The organism is Novipirellula herctigrandis (assembly GCA_007859835.1).
Classification (GTDB): domain Bacteria; phylum Planctomycetota; class Planctomycetia; order Pirellulales; family Pirellulaceae; genus Novipirellula_A; species Novipirellula_A herctigrandis.
The window spans coordinates 5,775,819-5,797,475 of record SJPJ01000001.1 but is presented as its reverse complement, the minus strand read 5'-3'; the positions used below and the strand labels follow the sequence as shown (position 1 = coordinate 5,797,475).

General features: G+C 52.6%; 19 protein-coding genes. 9 read left to right on the top strand and 10 right to left on the bottom strand.

Features of this window, described 5'->3' with window-relative positions:
• The first annotated feature begins 88 nt into the window (after window positions 1-88).
• Window positions 89-1,672 (top strand): sugar porter family MFS transporter, encoded by a 1,584-nt coding sequence (locus CA13_RS21245; protein WP_146400045.1) that lies wholly within the window; start codon window positions 89-91, stop codon window positions 1,670-1,672.
• A 98-nt stretch (window positions 1,673-1,770) separates the two neighbouring features.
• On the opposite strand, the gene CA13_RS21240 is transcribed toward CA13_RS21245, so the two are convergent.
• The 4 genes from CA13_RS21240 to CA13_RS21225 form a co-directional block, all read right to left on the bottom strand.
• Window positions 1,771-2,277, bottom strand: coding sequence for a fasciclin domain-containing protein (locus CA13_RS21240; RefSeq protein ID WP_419194654.1), 507 nt, complete (start codon window positions 2,275-2,277; stop codon window positions 1,771-1,773).
• Between the two features lie 175 nt (window positions 2,278-2,452).
• A complete protein-coding gene (locus tag CA13_RS21235; protein WP_146400041.1) occupies window positions 2,453-3,037 on the bottom strand; it encodes a methyltransferase family protein in 585 nt (194 codons plus the stop codon).
• On the bottom strand, window positions 3,034-3,654 hold the full coding sequence (locus CA13_RS21230) for a TerB family tellurite resistance protein (RefSeq protein ID WP_146400039.1): 621 nt from the start codon (window positions 3,652-3,654) through the stop codon (window positions 3,034-3,036). Before CA13_RS21230 ends, CA13_RS21235 begins: the two co-directional genes overlap by 4 nt.
• An 81-nt stretch (window positions 3,655-3,735) precedes the next feature.
• The gene (locus tag CA13_RS21225) at window positions 3,736-4,617 is read right to left on the bottom strand and encodes an alpha/beta hydrolase (protein ID WP_419194653.1); all 882 of its coding nucleotides are present in this window, start codon (window positions 4,615-4,617) and stop codon (window positions 3,736-3,738) included.
• A gap of 349 nt (window positions 4,618-4,966) precedes the next feature.
• Here CA13_RS21225 and CA13_RS21220 point away from each other — a divergent pair, with 349 nt between their 5' ends.
• The 3 genes from CA13_RS21220 (at window position 4,967) to CA13_RS21210 (ending at window position 8,878) form a co-directional block, all read left to right on the top strand.
• The gene (locus CA13_RS21220) at window positions 4,967-5,866 is read left to right on the top strand and encodes an ABC transporter permease (protein ID WP_419194652.1); all 900 of its coding nucleotides are present in this window, start codon (window positions 4,967-4,969) and stop codon (window positions 5,864-5,866) included.
• A 4-nt stretch (window positions 5,867-5,870) separates the two neighbouring features.
• Window positions 5,871-6,767 carry an ABC transporter permease gene (locus CA13_RS21215; protein ID WP_146400035.1) on the top strand — a complete coding sequence of 299 codons (897 nt, stop codon included), beginning with the start codon at window positions 5,871-5,873 and terminating at the stop codon, window positions 6,765-6,767.
• Window positions 6,768-6,928: 161 nt separating this feature from the next.
• Complete coding sequence (locus tag CA13_RS21210) at window positions 6,929-8,878, top strand: ABC transporter ATP-binding protein (RefSeq protein WP_146400033.1); 1,950 nt, start codon at window positions 6,929-6,931, stop codon at window positions 8,876-8,878.
• A 20-nt stretch (window positions 8,879-8,898) separates the two neighbouring features.
• On the opposite strand, the gene CA13_RS21205 is transcribed toward CA13_RS21210, so the two are convergent.
• Complete coding sequence (locus tag CA13_RS21205) at window positions 8,899-9,945, bottom strand: prenyltransferase/squalene oxidase repeat-containing protein (protein WP_146400031.1); 1,047 nt, start codon at window positions 9,943-9,945, stop codon at window positions 8,899-8,901.
• A 216-nt stretch (window positions 9,946-10,161) separates the two neighbouring features.
• A complete protein-coding gene (gene mutM, locus CA13_RS21200) occupies window positions 10,162-11,058 on the bottom strand; it encodes a bifunctional DNA-formamidopyrimidine glycosylase/DNA-(apurinic or apyrimidinic site) lyase (RefSeq protein ID WP_146400029.1) in 897 nt (298 codons plus the stop codon).
• 152 nt (window positions 11,059-11,210) lie between these two features.
• On the opposite strand from mutM, the gene trpB reads away from it, so the two are divergent.
• Together trpB and CA13_RS21190 are read left to right on the top strand one after the other, a co-directional pair.
• Window positions 11,211-12,434 carry a tryptophan synthase subunit beta gene (gene trpB / locus CA13_RS21195; protein ID WP_146400027.1) on the top strand — a complete coding sequence of 408 codons (1,224 nt, stop codon included), beginning with the start codon at window positions 11,211-11,213 and terminating at the stop codon, window positions 12,432-12,434.
• Window positions 12,435-12,501: 67 nt separating this feature from the next.
• Window positions 12,502-13,185, top strand: a complete 684-nt coding sequence (locus CA13_RS21190; RefSeq protein WP_146400025.1) for a metal-dependent hydrolase — start codon at window positions 12,502-12,504, stop codon at window positions 13,183-13,185.
• 211 nt (window positions 13,186-13,396) lie between these two features.
• Here the strand turns inward: CA13_RS21190 and nirD are convergent, their stop codons facing one another.
• A complete protein-coding gene (nirD, locus tag CA13_RS21185) occupies window positions 13,397-13,714 on the bottom strand; it encodes a nitrite reductase small subunit NirD (RefSeq protein WP_146400023.1) in 318 nt (105 codons plus the stop codon).
• Window positions 13,715-13,858: 144 nt separating this feature from the next.
• On the opposite strand from nirD, the gene CA13_RS21180 reads away from it, so the two are divergent.
• Entirely contained in the window at window positions 13,859-15,694 is a 1,836-nt protein-coding gene (locus tag CA13_RS21180; protein ID WP_146400021.1) for a TIGR03960 family B12-binding radical SAM protein, read from the top strand.
• 49 nt (window positions 15,695-15,743) lie between these two features.
• Here the strand turns inward: CA13_RS21180 and CA13_RS21175 are convergent, their stop codons facing one another.
• From CA13_RS21175 to CA13_RS21165, 3 genes are all read right to left on the bottom strand, one after another.
• Window positions 15,744-16,232 (bottom strand): 3-hydroxyacyl-ACP dehydratase FabZ family protein, encoded by a 489-nt coding sequence (locus tag CA13_RS21175; RefSeq protein WP_146400019.1) that lies wholly within the window; start codon window positions 16,230-16,232, stop codon window positions 15,744-15,746.
• Between the two features lie 104 nt (window positions 16,233-16,336).
• On the bottom strand, window positions 16,337-18,070 hold the full coding sequence (locus CA13_RS21170) for a M56 family metallopeptidase (RefSeq protein WP_146400017.1): 1,734 nt from the start codon (window positions 18,068-18,070) through the stop codon (window positions 16,337-16,339).
• The gene (locus tag CA13_RS21165; protein ID WP_146400015.1) at window positions 18,067-18,456 is read right to left on the bottom strand and encodes a BlaI/MecI/CopY family transcriptional regulator; all 390 of its coding nucleotides are present in this window, start codon (window positions 18,454-18,456) and stop codon (window positions 18,067-18,069) included. The genes CA13_RS21170 and CA13_RS21165 overlap by 4 nt, the downstream gene beginning before the upstream one ends.
• Before the next feature lie 340 nt (window positions 18,457-18,796).
• Between CA13_RS21165 and serC the strand changes: the two genes are divergently transcribed.
• Together serC and serA are read left to right on the top strand one after the other, a co-directional pair.
• A complete protein-coding gene (gene serC / locus CA13_RS21160) occupies window positions 18,797-19,924 on the top strand; it encodes a 3-phosphoserine/phosphohydroxythreonine transaminase (protein WP_146400013.1) in 1,128 nt (375 codons plus the stop codon).
• A 48-nt stretch (window positions 19,925-19,972) separates the two neighbouring features.
• Window positions 19,973-21,595, top strand: a complete 1,623-nt coding sequence (gene serA, locus CA13_RS21155; protein ID WP_146400011.1) for a phosphoglycerate dehydrogenase — start codon at window positions 19,973-19,975, stop codon at window positions 21,593-21,595.
• The last annotated feature ends 62 nt before the right edge of the window (window positions 21,596-21,657 follow it).

Here is a 21,657-nt window from a genome sequence, read left to right as displayed (position 1 = left end):
TCACGCAGCATGACGTTCCCAATTTCTGATATCCTATGCATCGATCCGTCTGCTATCCCCTCCAACGCCTTCACTAAGTCTGTTTGCCGTGAACCAACGTCTTTTTTTCTGGTCGCTTACATCCGCATTGGCTGGATTTCTATTCGGTTTCGATACGGTGGTTATTTCCGGTGCTGAGAAACCAATCCAGTCACTTTGGGAACTAAGCAGTGCCGAGCACGGTTTGGCATTGAGCATGGCACTATGGGGTACCGTCATCGGATCTCTGATTGGCGGATGGCCGACGGACAAATTCGGTCGGACCAAGACGCTGTTGTGGATCGGTATTCTTTACGTCATCTCGGCGGTCTGGTCGGCACTTGCGACGGATGTTTATTCGTTCATGATCGCACGGTTCATCGGCGGGTTGGGCGTAGGCATCTCCACGGTAGCGGCACCTCTATACATTTCCGAAATTTCACCACCCGGACTCCGCGGGCGTTTGGCTGGAATGTTTCAGTTCAACATCGTGTTGGGCATCTTGGTTGCGTTTTTATCAAACGCATTACTGGGCAAGGTTGGCGAAAACGCATGGAGATGGATGATGGGTGTGGAAGCGTTTCCCGCCGTTTTGTACTCGGTGCTCTGCCTAACGCTCCCCGAAAGTCCGCGATGGTTGATCAGCAGCAAAGGAGAACGAGAAGCAGGACTCGATGTCCTTCGGAAGATAAACACGGACGCGTCAGAAGAAGAAATAACGAGGCTTGCGAACGAAATTACGGCTGCAGGGGAAGCAAGTGAAAAAGTCACACATGGTTTTTGGTCCTCGAAATTACGAATACCGATCATGCTGGCCTTTTTAGTCGCGTTTTTTAACCAATTGTCGGGGATCAACGCGATCCTATACTTCGCACCTCGAATCTTCGGTTTGACGGGGCTCGATCAACAAGCGGCACTCCTGCAGTCGGTCGGGATTGGTGTTACCAATCTGGTCTTCACGTTTGTGGGCTTGTACTTAATTGATCGCTTGGGACGAAAGACATTGTTGTTCATTGGGGCAATCGGCTACATCGTATCGCTGGGGTTGTGTTCCTACACGTTCTTTGCCAATGCGCCCGAGTTCAAAGTCGCTTCAAGCGCCATTGAGGTGGTTGGAGTTGTCGAAAAAATGGAACAATCGCAGGAACCAGAGACGTACAACGAAGATTTGTCAAAGGCAAGACAAGGGTTTGCGGACTCGTTCTCGTCCGACTATCGCGGCGAAGCCTTCACCGTTCCCCAGGATTCATCGCCGAGCGTCTTGAAGTTGATTGCTAAGAAAGCGGTCGCAAACGCTTCAGCTGCATCAAGCCCAGCGGGCATGATCGTACTGTTGTGTATCTTCGGTTTTATCGCCGCCCACGCGGTCGGCCAAGGAGCGGTCATTTGGGTTCTGATTTCGGAGATTTTCCCGAACAAGTATCGTGCAGCGGGACAATCGCTAGGCAGTTTCACTCATTGGATTTTCGCCGCACTCTTGACTCTCGTCTTCCCTTGGATGGTCACGTATTTTGCTCCTGGTTATGTATTCGGTTTTTTCTGTTTCATGATGGTACTTGAACTGATTTGGGTCATCTTCATGGTTCCCGAAACGAAAGGCGTTCCCCTGGAACAATTACAAGAACAACTAGGAGTGAGGGATGCCGCTGGTTAAGCTTGCTAACCATAGACCTACTTAAGGCAAACCGCAAAAAATCCTGCTTCCGCTTTCGCGAAAACAGGATTGGATGTGACTGAGCATTGAAGCGATGATTATTTCTCTGGTGGAAGTAAGACGCTATCAATCACGTGTACGACGCCGTTTTTGCAGACAATGTCCGTCTTCACGACTTTCGCTTTGTTCACTTTCACGCCCTCGCTGTCAACGGTGATGTTCACCATTCCGCCTTGCACGGTTTTTGCTTCGTCCATTTTTGCAACATCCGCAGCCATCGCCTTTGCAGGAATGACATGGTACGTGAGGATCGCAACAAGCTTCCCTTTGTTCTCTGGCTTCAGCAGATTTTCAACGGTACCCTTGGGCAACTTTTCAAAGGCTTCGTTTGTCGGTGCAAGCACGGTAAAAGGTCCTCTGCCGCTAAGGGTATCGACCAAACCAGCTGCTTTCACAGCGGCAACGAGCGTACTAAACGCTTCGTTACCTACGGCAACTTCGACGATCGATTTCTCTTCGGTCTTCACTGCTTCTTCAGCAACACACATGGCCGGAGCGACCAACGCGATGGCGAAGCCGGCGAACAAACTAAACAAACTTTTCATCTTCGATTTTCCTACGATTTGGTGACAGTTGTGTAAAAACATTCAAACGTACAAACCTACGCGAGGCCCCGCAAACAAATCTGCTGCCGGCTAGCAGGATGTTTTCTTTGGACATCGAGATGTTAGCGTCCCGTCAAGCGGCACTACAAAAAAATCTTTCCATTGTCGTCATAACTTAAGACGCAAGCGTCAAGTCCTCGCGGCGCATCCGCCAAAGGGAGATGGGCGTCAATAGCAAAGCACCCAGGATTGCAGTGTGCGGTGATCCCAGTAGCAGCGCCGCACCGATAGATATCAGCAAAAGTCCGATTTCAGATGGATGCCGAAACCATTTGTAGATACCAGTCCGAACGACCGTGTTGTAAGCTTGAATATCGCTAACAAAGCTTTTACCCAAAGTACGAATAGCCACGATTCTTAACGCAATGCCAATTGCCAAACCAGCTGCACCAAGAAGACTCATCCAGAAATCCGGGCTGTCTCCGAAGAGACGCTCGATTTGGGCCGCCCAAAAGCCCAGTAGCAGCAGCAAGCCAACAAACGAGGCAACTCTCATTGCTAAGGGATCATGGATCTTCACTTCCAATAAATCGAATTGAATGTGCTGGGAACTGCTTTCCAAAATCGCCGCAATCAAAACACCAATCATAAACCAGATATAGCGCCAATCGATCGCACTTGACGGTGCCAACACCATGGTTGGCAAAGTGAGTATCAAGCCGTGAATCAGATGCAACGACAACCACGCGAGCGTCTTCACGCGTCCGGATCCGGTTCGCTAAGATGGTTGATCAACTCGACATATTGATCTTGGGGAATACCAAGCGTCGTCGACAATTTTGCCAATTGAGCCTGATGCCCCGGCTGAAGATCACCGCCAGCAGACATGGTGTGAAATGCCAATTTCACGACCAGTGCTTTACCATGAGGCGACATGTCACCCGCGATCTTACCGACATAAGAATTCAGATCGGCCTTGGATTGGTGAGCCAGTTCGGTTTCTTGTTCAAGCGTTGCCGCAGGAATCGGAAGCCCCGTTAATTCCATGTACTGTTTCTGAATCTCGCCTCGTTCCGCATCGTCCATTTGGCCATCGGCGAGTGCAGCCATCACCATGACTCGCAGCAAATGCGAATTGGTTTCTTGTTGCTCCACTTCTGGATCGTACGACAAAATTTCCTCCGCAAAGGTGCCCCCGCAAGAGGTGCATTCAACGAATCGGCCAGCAACATTCAGTGGAATCAGCGGGATGAAGTAAAGCGTAAAAAAATTACGAACTTGTTTCAGATTACCACTGCGGTTTGCAGAGCATTGCGGACAATGAAATTGCGTCGACTCGACGACCGAGGTCAAACCTCGCGAACCCCAAATGATCATGCATTCATTCCAGAAATATGAATAGTGGTAAGTGACAAGATCCAAAAGGTTGGATCAGCAATTGATTCTATGAGTTAGCGTTTACTGTTGCACACTTTGTTGATGAATCATACCTAAACCCTTCAACCAATTTCGGCAAAGCCCCGGCCATTGTGATGCGCCTTGGACATTTGCAGCCATACCGAGTCCGTGTCGGCCGTCATTGAACAAATGCATTTCCACGGGCACGCTTGCTTCAACGCACGAACGGTAGTACTGAAGACTATTTTCGACGGGAACGGCTTGGTCTTTCGCAGTGTGAAACAGGAACGTCGGTGGCGTGTCGCCCGTAACTTGAGTGGCGTTATTAAGGGACGAAACTAGACGCGGATCGGGTTCGGCACCTAACAAATTGCGTTGGCTGCCGTGGTGGGTGTAGGGCGTTCCCATCGTCAGCACACCGTAACACAAGATGGCAAAGTCAGGCCGTGACGAAACGCGAGCGATGGGATCGTCCGATTGGTCGTTGACGGGTGCGAAATGTGTCGAAACGGTCGACGCAAGATGCCCACCAGCGGAAAAGCCGATCACACCGATTGCGTTTGCGTTGATATTCAGTTCACTTGCTCGGCTTCGCAGTGTCTGTATCGCTCGTTGGGCATCATGCATCGGGGCAGGGTGACCATAACCTTCGCCACCATTACCTGCTCCTCGAAGGCGATAGGTGCAAATCGCCGAACTGATCCCCATCGAAGCAAACCAATCGGCGATGTCGTGTCCTTCGTGTCCCATGGCGTGACCGCCGTAACCACCGCCAGGCAAAATCACGATTGCGGAGGTTGGCGTATCCGACTCAACAAGTTTGATGATCAATTGAGGAACGTCACCTTGATCGGTAAATCGTGCTCCGGGAACTCCTGCGGGCCAAAGCAAATCAGTACGGTCAGCGGGTTTTTCAGCGGAAACGTCTTGAACCAAAGTCATGGCAAGGAATATTGTGAAGGGCATGAAGAAACGAGGTAGGATCAAGCGGGGTAGAGCAGGGCGGGGTAGAGCAGGGCGGGGTAGGGCAGGGCGGGGCATCAATTTTCTCCGACAGGGCGACGATCTAGGAATTGCCCGCATTGTAGCGGATCACCGGGCCGGTAGGATGAGGAGGAATCGGTCCTTCGGATCTTGTCGCTTTTCTATTGTCATACTGTTTTGGCGACCCGGGGTCCCGCCCCATCAAGGGCAACTGCGACGAGTCGCAGTGACGTAAACCCCCAGTGACGTAAAACAAATTTCCTGCATTCGCTCATCAACTTCTTTTTTTTCTAAGCCGAACGAGACCGTGTCCTCTACTTCCACCGAACCACTAGCGACACCTCACCACCGCACCGGGTGGTCGTGGCGATTATCGACGTGGTGGATCATCCTGCGAACCGCGTTAGAAGAACGTTTGGTCTACCGAGGCGATTTTGCGCTCGGCACCTTGATGCGATTCTTGCCAATCATCACACAAATCTTTCTTTGGTATGCCGTCTTTGATGCGATTGAGGCAAAGGACGGTTCTGTCGCTGGCTCGGATGCGCCACAGATTGGTGGCTTCGGTTTCCGTGATATGGTCGCCTACTACTTGTTAACGATGGTCGCCCGCGCGTTTTCGAGTATGCCAGGCTTGGCGTCGGGGATCGCCCAACAAATCCGTGACGGCGAAATCAAGCGGTACCTGATTCAGCCGATTGATTTGATTGGTTTTCTGTTGCTCACACGAATTGCACACAAACTTGCCTATTATGCTGTGGCCGTTGGGCCGTTTGCGTTGGTCTTCTTTCTATGCCGTGGTTACTTCGTGATGGGGTGGCCCTCCGCGCCTGTGTTCTTCGCATTCCTCGCTTCGCTGTTGATGGGATTCCTGATCGGTTTTTTCCTGGAAGCGGCGATCGGGATGATCGGCTTTTGGTTCTTAGAAGTCTCGTCGCTTTTGTTCATTTACATGTTGTTTAGTTTCTTTTTGTCCGGCCATATGTTTCCCCTTACGCTTCTTCCCGAAGGGATTGGAACCTTTGTTCAATTCTTACCGTTCAAGTATTTGGCCTATTTTCCAGCGGCGGTTTTCTTGGGCAAGATTCCGGATGATGAATTGCCGATGGAAATGGCAATTCAGGCAGCCTGGTTAGTATTTTTTATCGTCGTTTGCCGTTTTGCCTTTGGGCAAGGGATCAAACGCTACAGCGGGTACGGGGGCTGATTGAATGAGCGAGTCCATTGCGGGAGATTCGATTACCAAAGAAACGCATCCGGTTGGTCCCAACTATGCGAAGGTTTTCTTGACGTTCGCCAGCAATAGTCTGGTCCGCGACATGACGTTTCGCGTCAACTTTTTCCTGCAATGCGTTAGCAGTATCGGTTGGACGCTGATGAATGTCGGTTTCTACTTGATCATTTTCCAATACACAGGGACGATTGGAGAAGACTCGGGCTGGGATCGAGATAAGTTCTTCGTGTTCCTGGCAACGACGTGGTTCATCAACTCGATGGTGCAGGCATTCTTTATGCCGAATGCGCAAGAATTCAGTGAAATGATTCGCACCGGCGGACTCGATTTTGCTCTTTTAAAACCGATCGATACACAGTTCCTGGTCTCATTTCGGCGAATCGATTGGAGTGCGTTGTCGAACTTTGCCGCTGGATTAGTCATCCTTACCTTTGCCCTGCATTCACTGGCGACTCGCGCGGTCGACCCAATGATTCCGTCGCTTTTTTCGGTCGGCTTGTATATAGTCTTTCTCGTTTGCGGGGTGTTGATGATGTACAGTTTGATGATCTCGCTTAGCGCGACGAGTATATGGCTGGGCCGAAACCAAACGCTCTACAACTTTTGGTTCTACATCACCAACTTCAGCCGTTATCCGATGGAGATTTACGATCGCGGATGGGGCAAGCCGCTGTACGGATTCTTCACGTTCATCATTCCTGTGCTATTAGTGGTAAACATCCCAGCCCGACTACTCGCCCGCCCCATCGATCCGCGAACAGGATGGGAATGGATGCTTGTCGGATGGGCATTGTTGGCGACGATTCTAAGCCTAGCGATAAGCCGATGGGTATTTAAGACCGCGTTATTGAGTTACCGGAGTGCTAGTTCGTAGTGGAGTAGGGCCGGTTTCTATCGGCTGAACACGGTGTCGTTGTGCAAGACCGCCTTCTACCGGACTATCGATTGAAGGTTGGCGGATAGGAAACGGCACCATGCCTGCCAGTTGCAAATTCCCCAGTTGCCAAATTTGCTGTTCGTGACTACCACTATGGTATGTCTACTGAGCCAAGCCGTCGTCGTTTTCGTTCCTACCGCCAAAAAGTTCTCGCCAGAAACAAAGGGTCCGCGCCGCGAGATACGCGTTCGTTTCACGGTTCATCGGGCCCGAGTGCCAAAAAGCTTGGCACACGAGAACGCGGTTTTTGGGAACTATTTCGCGAGTTCTTTCGGCTAACAGCTAACCACCGTGGTCAAATCATGACCGCCATTTCCCTGCTCACGATCGGCATTGGACTGCGGCTCATTCCTCCCTTTGGGACAAAACTGGCGATCGATTCTGCGTTGACCGATCCCCCCAAACCGTTGCCGGATGCGTTGATTGGCTTCGGCTTGCCGACGGATCCCTTTTCGTTACTGTTGGCAATCGCCTTGATCGTTACCCTTGTTACGATTTTGGGAACGGCAGTGAGCCTAAGCAGTCGTTGGCTTGCCACGAAAGCGGTTAACCAAAGTCAAGTCAGTATCCGCCGGCGAGTTTTCGAGCATGCGGTTCATCTTCCGCTACAAAATGTCTACGACATGAAAAGCGGTGGCGTGGCCAGCTTGATTCGGGAAGACGCAGGTGGCATCGCAGATCTGATTTTTAGCATGATCTACAATCCGTGGCGTGCGATCGTCCAATTCGTTGGCAGCCTCGTTATTCTGATGTTGGTGGATTGGCGGTTGATGGTCGGTGGGTTACTACTCATGCCCGTCGTGTGGGTCACACACCGCACGTGGATCAATCGAATTCGACCGCTCTACAAAGACATTCGAAGCCAGCGACAACACATTGATGCAGGAGCGACCGAGACGTTCGGCGGGATTCGTGTCGTCCGTACGTTCGCGCGCAGCCGCAGTGAATCGACCCGTTTTGTTCACGAGGGAAGCTACTTAGTCCGCCAACAACTCTTCACATGGTGGTGGACGCGAATCATCGAGACCATTTGGGAAGTGATCATTCCGCTGGCTTCGACGGTCCTACTTCTGTACGGTGGCTACCAAATCATTCATCAGCAATTAACGCTTGGCGATTTGATGATGTTTCTGGTTTACTTAACAATGTTACTCGATCCGCTAGCGACACTAGCCGGCAGTGCTGTTAGTTTTCAGAATAATTTGGCGGGGCTCGACCGAGTGCTCGACGTCCTCGATGTTGAAGAGGAACTGCCAAGTCGCCCCGGCGCGATTGAATTGAACAAGGCGAAAGTCGCCGGGTCAGTCTCAATCCAAGGCGTGTCGTTTTCTTATCCAGGTTCCGAAACGGTTGTGCTTGATGACATCGATTTGGAAGTCAATGCAGGCGAAACCGTCGCCTTGGTGGGACGCAGCGGAGCTGGAAAAACCACGATGACCAATTTGATCGCCCGGTTCTACGATCCCAACACGGGCAGCATTCAAATTGATGGGCGAGACTTGAAAGACATTAAGCTCAGTAGTTACCGAAAATTGCTCGGCATCGTCGAACAGGACGTCTTCATGTTCGACGGGACAATTCGCGACAACATTGCTTATGCCAGGCGTAACGCGACCGACGATCAGATCGTCGCGGCAGCCGAAGCCGCTGCGGCGGATGAGTTCATTCAAACGTTACCGCTCGGATACGATTCGATCATTGGTGAACGCGGTGTCAAACTTTCCGGTGGTCAGCGGCAACGATTGGCAATCGCGCGTGCGATTCTTGCGGACCCACGAATTTTAATTCTCGATGAAGCGACCAGCAATTTGGATAGCGAATCGGAAAGATTGATCCAAAACAGTTTGGCGGAGTTGCTCAAGGATCGGACTGCTTTCGTGATCGCCCATCGGCTCAGTACGATTGTGGGAGCCGACAAGATCGTGGTCCTCGAAGATGGCCGCATCACGGATGTCGGGACACACGAGGAACTACTCACACGAGGTGGCCATTACCACGACATGATTCACCTGCAAATGCATGAAACGATGCCGAGAACGATTGGTTAAGTGCTCATAACCGGATTTGTTCATCTCTGATAGATCGGCAGATAACCGTGGTCAAGTTGCAGCATAATCAAGTTGCATGCGGTAACGTAGACCGGATGAATTTGGCCCTCCCAATAGCCATCAGGCCGCTGTTCGCTAACGATGCGATCGTATAGCCGATTGCGAAATGCATCCCAAAGCTCGTCACCTTGGCGATAAACGACTTGGCTGTAATACAAGTACGTGTAGTGCCAATGGCCGAACGCTCGAGTCGAATCGCTGATATCGTGCAATGACTCTTTCGCATAAGCCAACATCTCGGGAACGTGCGTACTGTCGTAGTCGCCTGCGTTGTAGAGCGCCGCGAGCGCTGCCGCAGTGATCGCTGGCCTGCTACTTCCCTTCTGGCGACTGCTGTAACTGATTCCACCATCAGGGTTTTTACACTCGTAAATATATTGTTTTGCTCGTTCAATGACTTCACCGCTAACGGGGATTCCCGCATTACGACAACCGCGAAGCCCTTGGACCTGCGTGATCGTGGTTGAGCCCTCGTCGAAGTCATTTCCTTCGCGAGCCGAGACATAGCCCCAACCGCCGGCAGCAGTTTGTGCGCTGCCACTGAACTCGACCGCCTTGGTTAACACTTCGACCAATTCTTGACGTCGATCGAGTAGCCCTTCTTCGCCGAGCACTTGCGAAAGCATCAACATCGAAAAGCCGTGCCCGTAAGTGTAGCGAGGGTCGATTTGCGGATCACCAATCAAGCCGTTATTGCGGCTCTTGCTGATCAAGTAATCGGCTGCCCTGGCGATCTCTTTTGCGTAAGGCCCTTGCGTTGTCGTGCTACCGTTGGCGATCAGCGCAGTTCCCGCCAGCGCGGCGAGTGCCGTGGGATAGGCTTGCGTGTTCCATTGACCGCGTGAAGATTGCGTGCGACTGAGCCAATTAAGTCCCTTGGTGATCGCTTCGTTCCAACGAGGGTCGCGAGCAGCGGATGCCGTGCGAGCGGATAAGGACGCTGCGCCGCCCATCGACAGGATCGTTGCATTGCGAAGCCAGTCACGGCGAGATAGATTTTGTTTCATAAGGTTTTGCTGTTTGCGTCGGCTCGGCAATTCTAAAATGTGACTCTCATCTGCGACGAAAGTGCTTCGTGACGTTGTTGCAGTTCCGGCTCTAACCGCATCGAGCTTTCAATCGAACCCGACGCGAGCTTTCAATCGAACCCGACGCGAGCTTTCAATCGAACCCGACGCCTTGAACGCCTAAAGGCTGAACACCAACGGGATGCTTTAGTCCCCCTATTCTATCGCCTCCGGCCAGCTCGTCGAACGCCAGCTTCCCAGCAAGGAACGGTGGATTCCTGTTTTTCTTTGGCAAACCGGGCAAAAAAACGTGCTTCGTTGAGTTTGGACAATTCGCCGAATTTTTCCTTCGCCACATCGACGACATGGTTTCCCCTCTCGGTCGTATACCGAGTGGTGAGCCTGGAAGCTCCCTTCGCCGTTGATCGCGTTGCGGTAAGTACCGTCGCTCAGCGTACTGCCTTCGTAGAAAATGGCCTCGTTTAGGACCGCGTGCATTTCCGTCGTTATCCGCCGCCACTGGTTGCGTGCCAACCGGTTACAGCGTGTTCGCGGGTCGACACCCGACCGAAATAGGATTTCCGCGGCATAGATATTCCCGATTCCCGCGACGTCCGATTGATCAAGGAGTGCCACCTTGATCGCTCGAATGCTCTTGCAGAGACACTTTCGAAGTTCGTCTGCGGTGATTTCGAGCGCATCGGTGCCCAATTTGTCGTCGATATTGGATTTGACTTCTTTTGCAGAAAGCAAGCGAACCGTACCGAGGCCACGACGGTCCCAAAAGAGTAATTGTTCGTTATCGCCGCCGCTCAGCTCAATTCGTAAACGCAAATGGTCGCGGGTTGGCGGATCGGAAAGTAGCACCAATCCGGTCATTCGTGGTTCAATCACGATCGTTAGCGAATCTTCGATTTCGACCATCACTCGTTTACCGCGGCGTCCGATATCGACGATTTTTTTACCCTGAAGTCGTCGGTTGAACGTGTCAATGCGAGGCGTCAGCAGGATTGGTCTTCGGCTGCATGGCGGACGAACCGCGGATTCGATCCGGCTTCCGACAATTGGCAAAATGCCGCGTCGCATCGTTTCCACTTCGGGTAGTTCGGGCACTCGGGGTTCCTCATTGACCATCGATTGACTGCGGGCGACAATTCAATTCACAGATTACTTATCGTAGCGGAAGTCGCAGAGGCTTCTGCCCATGACAACTTCCAGTCCCCCGAAACTCTCTGCGAGTTTCGCTACGTCTTCGAGTCCACTTCATGAGTTCCGCTTCAGCACGTCCTCACGCTTCCGCCTCGGTCCCCGATTCTCAGGGCCGATTTGGCGATTTTGGGGGACGTTTTGTCCCTGAAACGCTAACTCGGGCCCTCGACCAATTGGCCGACGAGTACGATCGGGCCAAAAAAGACCCGGAATTTCAACGCGAGCTTGCGGGACTTTTGAAAACCTTCGTCGGTCGCCCTAGTCCGTTGTACCACGCCAAGCGATTGTCGAACTCAGTCGGCGGAGCCCAAATTTGGCTTAAACGCGAAGACCTCAACCATACCGGTGCTCACAAGATCAACAACACGCTCGGCCAAGCCCTGCTTACTCTGCGGATGGGCAAGACTCGCGTGATCGCGGAAACCGGTGCGGGCCAACACGGTGTAGCCAGTGCGACGGCATGCGCCCATTTCGGGTTGCCTTGCACTGTCTATATGGGCAGCGAAGACATTCGCCGCCAGAAACCAAATGTCTTTAGCATGAAGCTGCTCGGTGCAGAAATCTGTGCTGTTGAAAGTGGCTCAAAAACACTTCGCGATGCCGTCAACGAAGCGATGCGAGATTGGATGTCTTCGGTCGAGAATACTCATTACATCATCGGCAGCGTGATCGGGCCTCATCCGTTCCCAATGATGGTCCGCGATTTCCAAGCGATCATTGGTCGAGAAACGCGAGAGCAATGCCGCGACACATTTGATCGATTGCCCGATTGTATCGTCGCTTGCGTTGGCGGTGGCAGCAATGCAGCAGGGATGTTTTACCCGTTCGTCGAAGACGACGGTGTGCGAATGGTCGGTGTCGAAGCAGGCGGCCGCGGCAACGCTCCGGGCGATCACGCGTCGCCATTATCGTTCGGAGACCCCGGAGTCCTGCACGGAAGCTATAGCTATGTGATGCAAGACGAAGATGGGCAAACGTGCGATGTTCACTCGATGAGTGCAGGATTGGACTACCCCGGTGTGGGGCCCGAACACAGCTATTGGATGGCGACCGGACGAGTCGACTACATCGACTGCGGTGACGACGCGGCGATGCAAGCATTCGACCAACTCGCTCGCACAGAAGGCATCATCGCAGCACTCGAATCGAGTCATGCCGTAGCGAAAGCAATGACAATCGCAGCAGAGATGAAACCCGACCAACATTTGGTCGTGTGCCTTTCAGGCCGAGGCGACAAGGATGCAATGGAAATTGCCAGACTTCGTGGCGTAACCTTCTAGAGCTTCTAGCCCTCCGATAATTCGGTACAATAAGGGCTTCCCACCTTTATCCCTCCGAGGCTGAAAAATGACGAAACTCACATGGCTTTCTCACAGCAGTTGGCTGATTGAAACCGAAACGCACAAGATTCTCCTTGATCCCTTTTTTAACGACAATCCGACTGCGACGGTTACTTCAAAAGATTTCAACAGTGTCAGCTACATCTTGATCTCGCACGGCCATTTTGATCATGTTGCCGACGCAGCATCGGTGGCAAAACATAGCGGCGCAACCGTCATTTCCTCGTTTGAAATCGCGAATTGGTTCACCGATACACAACATGTAAAGGCAACCTACGGGATGAACCTTGGCGGTTCAGCGGAGTTCCCGTTTGGTACGGTCCAGATGATTCCGGCGCACCACAGTAGCCAATTGCCCGATGGATCGTACGGTGGCAGCCCCGCCGGCTTTCTACTGACAATCGAAAACAAACGCATTTATTTTGCATGTGACACGGCGATTTTTAGCGATATGCGTTTGTACGCGCACAAGGTCGATGTCGCCATCGTTCCAATTGGCGATCTGTTTACGATGGGAATCGATGATAGTATCCGAGCGATCAAATTGATCGAACCGGCTGCTGTTTTGCCGACTCACTACAACACTTGGCCCCCCATCGAACAAGACCCCGACGATTGGGCAAGCCGAGTCACCGGAGAAACATCCGCAACTCCGATCGTCCTACCGGTCAACGGTAGCTTTGAGATTTAAGTCGCTTTATAGCGGCACCAATCATAGAGGCGCCAATCAGGGCAAAAAGGACATCGACATGGTCTTCGGTAGCACGTGACATTGTCGCAACTCTGCTTCAATCAAGTCGATTGAGGCCATCGATTGTGAATTCGACAGTGGACGTCGCGGATGGTTGCGTTGTTTTCACCCAATGCGTCAAGGAAGAACGCTACCGACATGATCGCTCCAACTACGCTTTCTCGCGAACTTGTACTTCGTCGCCGACGACGCGGACTTCGAAGCAATCGACTTTGGTTCGCGGGTTGTCGGTCCACGTTCCATCACGAATGCAAAACCGCCATGCGTGCCACGGGCAAGTGACGGTGTTATCCTCGGGGTCGACGAAGCCTTCGGCCAATGATGCTCCCATGTGGGGGCACAAATCGTCGATTGCGTACCACTCGTCTCCCTGGCGAAAAACCGCAACCATCCGCCCGTCATAGGGAACCGCTAGTCCTTGTCCCTCTTCAAAATCAGTCACTTTGCCGACTGTCTCAAACTCGCTCACGTTATCTCCTGTTGGTTTGCTATCTTCAAAAATTCGATGTTTTTCGTTCTTTGCCTTGCCAGAACCCCCTATTAGCGACCACACTTTAGCTTCCTGAGACGATTTGCCCCAGCACTCCTCTTTTCTCCGAAAGATTCCAAGCGAATGATCCATCATAGCCGACGACGCCTGCTCGAGTCCTGCATTTGGCCGCATGTGCAGACGCCTGCCCAATACGCCGGTGGCGAACGGAATATCGTCGTAAAAGATCACAGCACGCTGCGAGGCAAGATTTGCCTAGGGTTTCCTGATGCCTATACGATCGGAATGAGCCACCATGGATTGCAGGTACTGTACTCGCTAATCAATCGCCGCGACGACCTGTGTGCCGAACGCGTTTTCATGCCTTGGCCCGACATGGAAGAGTTACTTCGCAAACACGAAATCCCGCTCTACTCGCTCGAGACTTTCACGGGGTTATCGGAATTTGACGTTGTCGGTTTGAGCCTACAATACGAAATCAGCTCGCCGAACGTGTTGACGATGATCGACCTGGGCGGCATTCCGCTTGAATCCGAAAACCGAACGATGGCCGATCCGCTTGTACTCGCGGGTGGCCCGTGTTGCCAAAACCCCGAACCGATGGCCGACTACTTTGACGTCATGGTCACCGGCGATGGCGAACCCTCGCTACCGGTGATTTGCGATCTGTGGCTCGATCTCCGTGATCGCTATCGTCGCGATGATGGCACTTTCGCCAGCGGCGACGAAGGACGCAGCGAGCGAACTGAAGCGTTGGCCGAAATTGCAAAGACGCTGCCATATGCTTACGTTCCGCGGTTCTACCAACCCGAGTACACCGACGACCGCGTCTCGGCCTTGGTCCGCACGCGGGACGATGTTCCCGAAACGATCGCCCCGAGCGTGATCAGTGACCTCGATGGCATCCCAATCCCTACCTCGCCGATTGTGCCCTACATCGAATGTGTTCATGACCGAATCGCAGTGGAAATCATGCGAGGTTGTCCACACCTTTGTCGGTTCTGCCAAAGCACCGTCATCAAACGCCCACTGCGCATCCGCGAAGTCGAAACCATTGTTGAAGGTGCGTTGGAAAGTTACCGCAACACAGGTTTCAACGAAATTAGCATCTTGTCGTTATCCAGTAGTGACTACCCACACTTCGAGCCTTTGGTCCATCGCCTGCACGACGTTTTCAAACCACTTGGCGTCAACATTAGCGTGCCAAGCTTGCGAGTAAACGATCAATTGCGCAGCTTGCCACAATTGATCGGCACCGCTCGCCGTAGCTCACTGACGCTTGCACCGGAGGTGGCTCGTGATGACATGCGTGAGCAAATTCGCAAAAAGATCAAGAACAGCGATCTAATCGAAGGCTGCCGCGCGGCGTTTGAAAACAATTTTGACTCGGTAAAGCTTTACTTCATGTGCGGGTTACCGGGCGAACGTCCGATCGACTTGGACGGCATTATCGATTTGGCGGAAGATATCGCGAAAGTTGGCAAAGAAGTGAAGGGACGCTACGCGAAAGTAACCGCTAGCGTTTCCAATTTCGTGCCCAAGGCGCATACGCCGTATCAGTGGAATGGAATGCAAACGCGGGACTATTTCCGATGGGCCCACAAGTATTTGCGAAGTCGGTGTCGAATCCGCAGCGTCACGGTGAAGTGTCACAATATCGAAACCAGTTTGCTCGAAGGCGTCCTGAGCCGTGGCGACCGTCGTACCGGCAAAGCGATTCGATTGGCGTGGGAACGCGGTGCGCGAATGGACGGTTGGACCGAATACCTTGACCCACAACGTTGGTGGCAAGCAATCGAGGACGCGGGGATCGATATCGACCGCCAAGTCCACGAGAATTACGAAGTCATGTCAAAATTGCCGTGGGACCACGTGAATGTCAAATTCGGCCGCGAATATTTAGAAAAAGAGCATGGCAGGGCGACCGTCCAATTGGCTGCTATGGCGGACGCTGTCTAACGCAAGTTGTCCGAGCCTCCGATCATGAGTTGATAATAACGCCGAGCGTTCACCCGCGCAGCGTCGTTGACAAGATGTTGGTCAATTGGAAACGGTTTTCTGAAATTGTCTTGCCGGCCGAGATCACTTTCCCCGTGAACTCAAACACTTCGCCAATCTTCTCGGCAAGCTGGACTTCGATCATTAGTGAATCGCCTGGTCGAGCAAAACCACGGTAGCGTGCGTGTTTCACCTTCACCAAAACGCCGAGGGCGTACTCGTTCGCGTACGGATCATGCGTGTCGAACGTTGCCATCGGATTGAACTTTGCCGCGATCAAAATACCGGCACTTTGAGTCGTCATCTCCTGCATCATCGCGCCGGGAACAATCGGTGCCCCTGGGAAATGACCGGCGAAGAAAAACTCGTCTCCCTTGACATGCTTTTCCGCTACGATCGCATTCTCGCTGATGGACTCGATTGTATCGACCATCAAGTAGGGTGACCGGTGATGCAAATAATCTTCGACGCGATCGAATTGGTGTTGATAATAAGCCATGCGAGCAACTGGGGGTGATTCGGTTTCGTGAATATCAATACCGAATCATAGCCACAGGGAAAGTAGAACGCATCCGACCCAACCGTTCGCCCACACCTATCCGTCTATTTCGTTTCAAACTCATAGACCACCGGATCAAGCGAGATTCCGTGTTCGCTTTGAAAATTCCTGAAGCTCTTGCTGTTCAGCCCGAGTCGATACTTTCGCTTGGGAGCTAACTCGACGGGAAGCGTACAGGTCTTTCTGTCCTTGGACCACTTCGCTGATCGTCCTGCGGGGATCGTTGGGAAATTCGCTCCGCCACCTGTCCATGACATGCCCGCGCTCATCGGAATGTTGAAGGTCACGCTGACGGACCTAGTTTTTGGATCGACGTCGGTACCATCGTTGGCAGGGGACAACTCGACGACCTTCGGTTTTTCCGCCATCGCAAGCACGTCCTTGGATGCATCTTCGGTAACAAAGTAGAAGTCGATTGGTTCCACCGGTACTCCATCACTTGAACGAAAGTTCTGAAACGACCTCGCGTTGATCCCCAACCGATAAAACTTACCTCGCTCAAATTTCACTGGCAAAGCGCAAGTTCGACGATCGATCCATTGTGCCTTTCGCGATTTGTCGACTGGCGGAAAAAGCGGTGGGCCGCCTGTCCAACTCATCCCTTTGCCCATATCGCGATCAAAGGTCACGCGGATTTCATCGAGCGAGACTTTGACGTCGGTTTGGCCAATCGCAGGCGTCGATGTGACAAGCTTTGGTGCTTGTCCAGTGCTAGCCTTGTTTGTTGCTGCCACGTCCTCTGCACCCAATCGTCCCGTAGCCCCCGGTGCCATGGGCAACAGCACCGTCGCGACAACAAGTAACAATGCTTTCGATGCCCATCCGAATGATCGTTTCGTTTCGTAGTTCATGATTTGCTCCAATCGATTTTGTAGATTTGTACCTCGTTCAAAAACACCCAAGAAAGTGGCACCGGCCAATGACTTCGCCTTGGAAGATGTCAACACTCGCATCATTGCTTCGCCATAGTGTGCCGGTGTGACGCCTGCATCACTCAAAACCGCTTCGTCGCAACACTCCTCTCTCGAATCTCGTATGCGTCGGTTTGCCCACCAAACCAAAGGATGAAACCAGAACAATCCTTGAGCGACGATTTGCAGCCACCCCACCCAAACATCACGACGACGAAAATGCGTTAACTCATGGCTCAATGCAGCCATCAGCTCCGTTTCGGATGCTGTGCTGGTCAGCGTTCGCGGCAACACGATCGACGGTCGAAGGATTCCAAACAGCAGGGGGCTAGTGATCGTGTCGGTCACGTATAGGTCGGGCAGGTGCAGCAAGCCGAGTTTAATCGCTGATTTTTCGAGTGCGATCCGTAGCGGCCCTTCGTCGATGCTAATGTTGCTTCGCATGGCCTCGGTGGCCTTGCGATAGCGAAGCAACACAAACACAAAGAAAGCCAGAACGCCAATCGACCAAATCAGCATCCATTGTGCAGCACCCGAAAGCCCCTGAGGCATTTGCATGTTGTGAAGATCTGCTGCAGTTTGCGGTATCCCCGTCATGACTGCACCAAGCATCACTGTGGCACCTGCTTCTCGAGCTGCAATATCAGGCATCAGCCAATGGCCGATGCCGGTGACTACGGAAAGACTCGGCGGCAAAAACATTTTCAAGAGAGCCAGCAGCCATAGTCCGTGGCGAAGTCGAGGAGAACCTTTCTTTAGCACAAGGCATAAGCAAGCGACCAAGACGACAAAAAGTCCCACTTGCCAACTCGATGAAACAAGCCACTTGAACCAATCTCCGGCCAAATCGTTGGTCGCGTGGATCATCCTTTGCCTCTTTCTTTTTGATCGAGCCTGCGGCGCAGTTCCTGGATCTCATCTTCACTTAGACTCGCTTCTTCGATGAAATGGGCGATCAATGGTGACGTCGCTTCGGTTACTAATCGCTCGATCACACCACGAACTTCCCTGCGAGTGGCCGCATCACGATCGACGGCGGCTCGGTACAGATAGGAATTGCCGATTTGGTCATACTCGACCGCTTCCTTTGCGACCAATCGCGACAACAGCGTCTTGACCGTTTTATAGGCCCACTTTTTTTCAGCGGGCATTTGGGCGAACACGTCACGCGCAGCCGCAGGGCCGGATTCCCAAAGGACTTTCATGACCTCCCACTCAGCGGGGGATAGGCTAGGAGATTCGGATTTGGTCATTGGGTGAAGCTTTCCGTTGTAAGTGGAAGTGGACGCCACTTCCAAAACCTATTGGATTACATGCGTAGTCGTTTGTCAACACTGCATTTTCTCTTGCAGTGTTGATTTCACATAATTCCCTTGATTGGTTCAGTGGTGCCATTTTTTGCAGAGAACCCGCACGATGAACCAATCGCTTCCAACAGCCGCTATGTCGGTTTCCACTGGAACATTCAATTGAGCCAACCTTTCGTACTTAATCCACTAAGCATAGAATTCCGGCTTACAAACCGTTTCCCAAACGCCAAGCAACGCGTCGCGGCGCTTGGCAGGCAAAATCACGAAGGAAAGAGCGCAAACGATGAGTGCCTCAGCGACTGATCCCACCGCTATCAGCAGCCGCGTCTACAATTTCTCTGCAGGGCCTGCTGCGATGCCCGTTTCGGTGCTCAAAGAACTTCAGGAAGAGTTGCTCTGCCTCCCGGGCGCAGGCGCTTCCCTGATGGAACTGAGCCATCGCGGTCAAGTTTTCACGGACATCTTGCACGGTGCCGAGAATTCGATTCGTTCGCTCTACGGAATTAGCGACGACTACGCAGTGCTATTTTTGCAAGGCGGTGCGGCGCTGCAATTCTCGATGATTCCCGCTAACTTGATTCGCGGAAACGACAAGACCGCTCAGTACATCGTCACTGGTTCGTGGGGCAAAAAAGCGATTGGCGAAGCCAAGAAGGAAGGCAACATCGAGTCGATTTACGACGCCAAAGAATCGAACTTTGATCACGTGCCTAGCCCCGGGGATTACAAGGTTCGCGATGACGCGGCCTATTTGTATTACTGTAGCAACGAAACGATCCAAGGCGTCCAGTTTGCCCAAGCGCCATCGTGCCCCACAAGCGTTCCTCTTGTCTGTGACGCGTCGAGCGATTTACTTTCGCGGCCGTTAGATATCAACAAGTATGGAATCATTTACGCCTGTGCTCAAAAGAATGCTGGCCCGGCCGGTGTAACGGTGGTCATCATTCGGCGGGATTTGCTCGATCACGCCCCCGCGAATCTACCTGGTTACATGACCTACAAGAATCATGCCGATGGTGATTCGATGTGGAATACGCCTCCGACATTTGCAGTCTGGGCATTGGGAAAAGTCGCTCGCTGGCTTACCGATGACATCGGGGGACTCGCCGCAATGCAAGCGGTCAATGAACAGAAAGCAAAGTTGGTTTACGAAGTAATCGATGCGAACAGCAATTTTTACAAAGGGCACGCAAAGCCCGATTGCCGATCCAAGATGAATGTCACCTTCAATTTGCCGAACGACGAACTACTTGGAAGGTTCGTGAAAGAAGCGGCCTCGCAGGACTTGGCTTCGCTAAAGGGCCACCGCAGCGTCGGCGGTATTCGTGCCAGCATTTACAATGCGATGCCTCTCGAGGGGGCTGAAGCGTTAGCCAGCTTCATGAAAGACTTTGCAAGTAAGAACGGCTAAGCGTTCCCCAAACAACCATCACCCGCCATCTCTATAAACGATTTTACCATGCACCGTATCCTTGTTCTTGACGACATCGCCCAAGAAGGCATCGACATTCTCAGCGCGGAACCTAACATTGAGTACGAAGTTCGTACGGGCTTGTCAGGTGAAGACCTCCGCACCGCACTCAACGAGTTTGACGGCGCAATCCTGCGAAGTGGTGTCAAAATCACGGCGGAGTCGCTCGAAGGCAACACACGCATGCGTGCACTGGTTCGCGCAGGGGTTGGAACGGACAACATCGACAAGTCGGCTTCGACGCGACGCGGAATCGTCGTGATGAACACCCCCGCGGGCAACACGGTCAGCACCGCCGAACATGCCTTTGCATTGATGCTTGCGATGAGCCGCAATATCCCCGCGGCAAACCAAGGTTTGGTCGAAGGACGTTGGGACCGCAAAAAGTTCATGGGGACGCAAGTCCTCGGAAAAACGCTCGGTATTGTAGGTATGGGACGTATCGGCCGTGAGGTTGCTGCGCGTGCGATCGCGTTCGAAATGAATGTGATTGCGTTCGACCCCTTCTTAACCGACGAGCAAGCTTCGGCAATCGGAGTCAAGCGAGTTGCAACGGTCGACGAGATGCTGCCGCAAATCGATTATTTAACCGTGCATACTCCGTTGACGCCTGAAACGAAAGGCTTAATCAGTCATGCCCAACTTGAAAAAGTGAAACCAGGACTTCGCGTCATCAACGCCGCACGGGGTGGAATTTACGACATCGATGCACTGGTCGAAGGACTCGAAAGCGGCAAGCTTGGCGGCGTTGCGTTGGACGTTTATGAAAAGGAACCTTGCACCGACAATCCATTGTTCGGCATGCCTAACGTTGTTTGCACACCCCACTTGGGAGCCAGCACCGAGGAAGCGCAAACGCAAGTTGCCGTCGAAGGGATTCATCTGCTGATCAATTATCTCAAAACTGGCGAAATTCGTCACAGTGTCAACGTCGCCTCGCTCGATCCCAAGACGCTCGATGAGCTTCGTGGTTACCTAAACGTGGCGCATCGCATCGGGTTGTTAGCTGCCCAATGGCACGGCGGAGGGATCGACCACGTCTCGATCAACTACCGTGGCGAGATTGCTTCGAAAGACACTCGTGTTGTGAACAATGCGTTCTGTGCCGGTTTACTCGAACGAATTGTCGACGACGCAAACATCATCAATTCGGAAATGTTGGTCCGCGAACGAGGCATTGAACTGTCCGAAGAAAAGCACCGCGACAAGGGAGCGTTTTCTTCGAGCATCACAGTCAAGGTATCGGGTGGTGGTCGAACAGTCACCGCCGGTGGAGCCGTCTTGGGCCAAAACATGCCGCGACTAATCATGCTTGATGGCTACCGCTTGGAATCGTTCCTCGATGGCAAGTTGTTCATTTTCGCTCACCAAGATGTGCCGGGAATCATCGGACGCGTTGGGACCGTCTTTGGCAATCACTCGGTCAACATCGCCCAAATGGCAGTCGGACGCGAAGGCAACGCACCGGGCGGCCCTTCGATTGGTGTGCTCAGCATCGATGGGGAAATCCCGGCAAAAGCTTTAGCAGAAATCGAGAATATCGAAGCCGTCACACGAGTGAAAACAATCGACTTGCCGCAAGTTGGTGAAATGCCAAGTTGGCTGTCGTAACTTGGAACCCAGCGAGTAAGCTGACTCCTAGCAATCTGCAGCGTCCAAGCCACCGGAAAATC

Bases quoted from the DNA above. Each gene is read 5' to 3' on its own strand.
- CA13_RS21240 (WP_419194654.1), bottom strand. From the start codon at position 2,277: ATGAAAAGTTTGTTTAGTTTGTTCGCCGGCTTCGCCATCGCGTTGGTC.
- CA13_RS21230 (WP_146400039.1), bottom strand. From the start codon at position 3,654: ATGATCATTTGGGGTTCGCGAGGTTTGACCTCGGTCGTCGAGTCGACG.
- CA13_RS21225 (WP_419194653.1), bottom strand. From the start codon at position 4,617: ATGACTTTGGTTCAAGACGTTTCCGCTGAAAAACCCGCTGACCGTACT.
- CA13_RS21215 (WP_146400035.1), top strand. From the start codon at position 5,871: ATGAGCGAGTCCATTGCGGGAGATTCGATTACCAAAGAAACGCATCCG.
- CA13_RS21210 (WP_146400033.1), top strand. From the start codon at position 6,929: ATGTCTACTGAGCCAAGCCGTCGTCGTTTTCGTTCCTACCGCCAAAAA.
- CA13_RS21205 (WP_146400031.1), bottom strand. From the start codon at position 9,945: ATGAAACAAAATCTATCTCGCCGTGACTGGCTTCGCAATGCAACGATC.
- trpB (WP_146400027.1), top strand. From the start codon at position 11,211: ATGAGTTCCGCTTCAGCACGTCCTCACGCTTCCGCCTCGGTCCCCGAT.
- CA13_RS21190 (WP_146400025.1), top strand. From the start codon at position 12,502: ATGACGAAACTCACATGGCTTTCTCACAGCAGTTGGCTGATTGAAACC.
- CA13_RS21180 (WP_146400021.1), top strand. From the start codon at position 13,859: ATGATCCATCATAGCCGACGACGCCTGCTCGAGTCCTGCATTTGGCCG.
- CA13_RS21175 (WP_146400019.1), bottom strand. From the start codon at position 16,232: ATGGCTTATTATCAACACCAATTCGATCGCGTCGAAGATTATTTGCAT.
- CA13_RS21170 (WP_146400017.1), bottom strand. From the start codon at position 18,070: ATGATCCACGCGACCAACGATTTGGCCGGAGATTGGTTCAAGTGGCTT.
- CA13_RS21165 (WP_146400015.1), bottom strand. From the start codon at position 18,456: ATGACCAAATCCGAATCTCCTAGCCTATCCCCCGCTGAGTGGGAGGTC.
- serC (WP_146400013.1), top strand. From the start codon at position 18,797: ATGAGTGCCTCAGCGACTGATCCCACCGCTATCAGCAGCCGCGTCTAC.
- serA (WP_146400011.1), top strand. From the start codon at position 19,973: ATGCACCGTATCCTTGTTCTTGACGACATCGCCCAAGAAGGCATCGAC.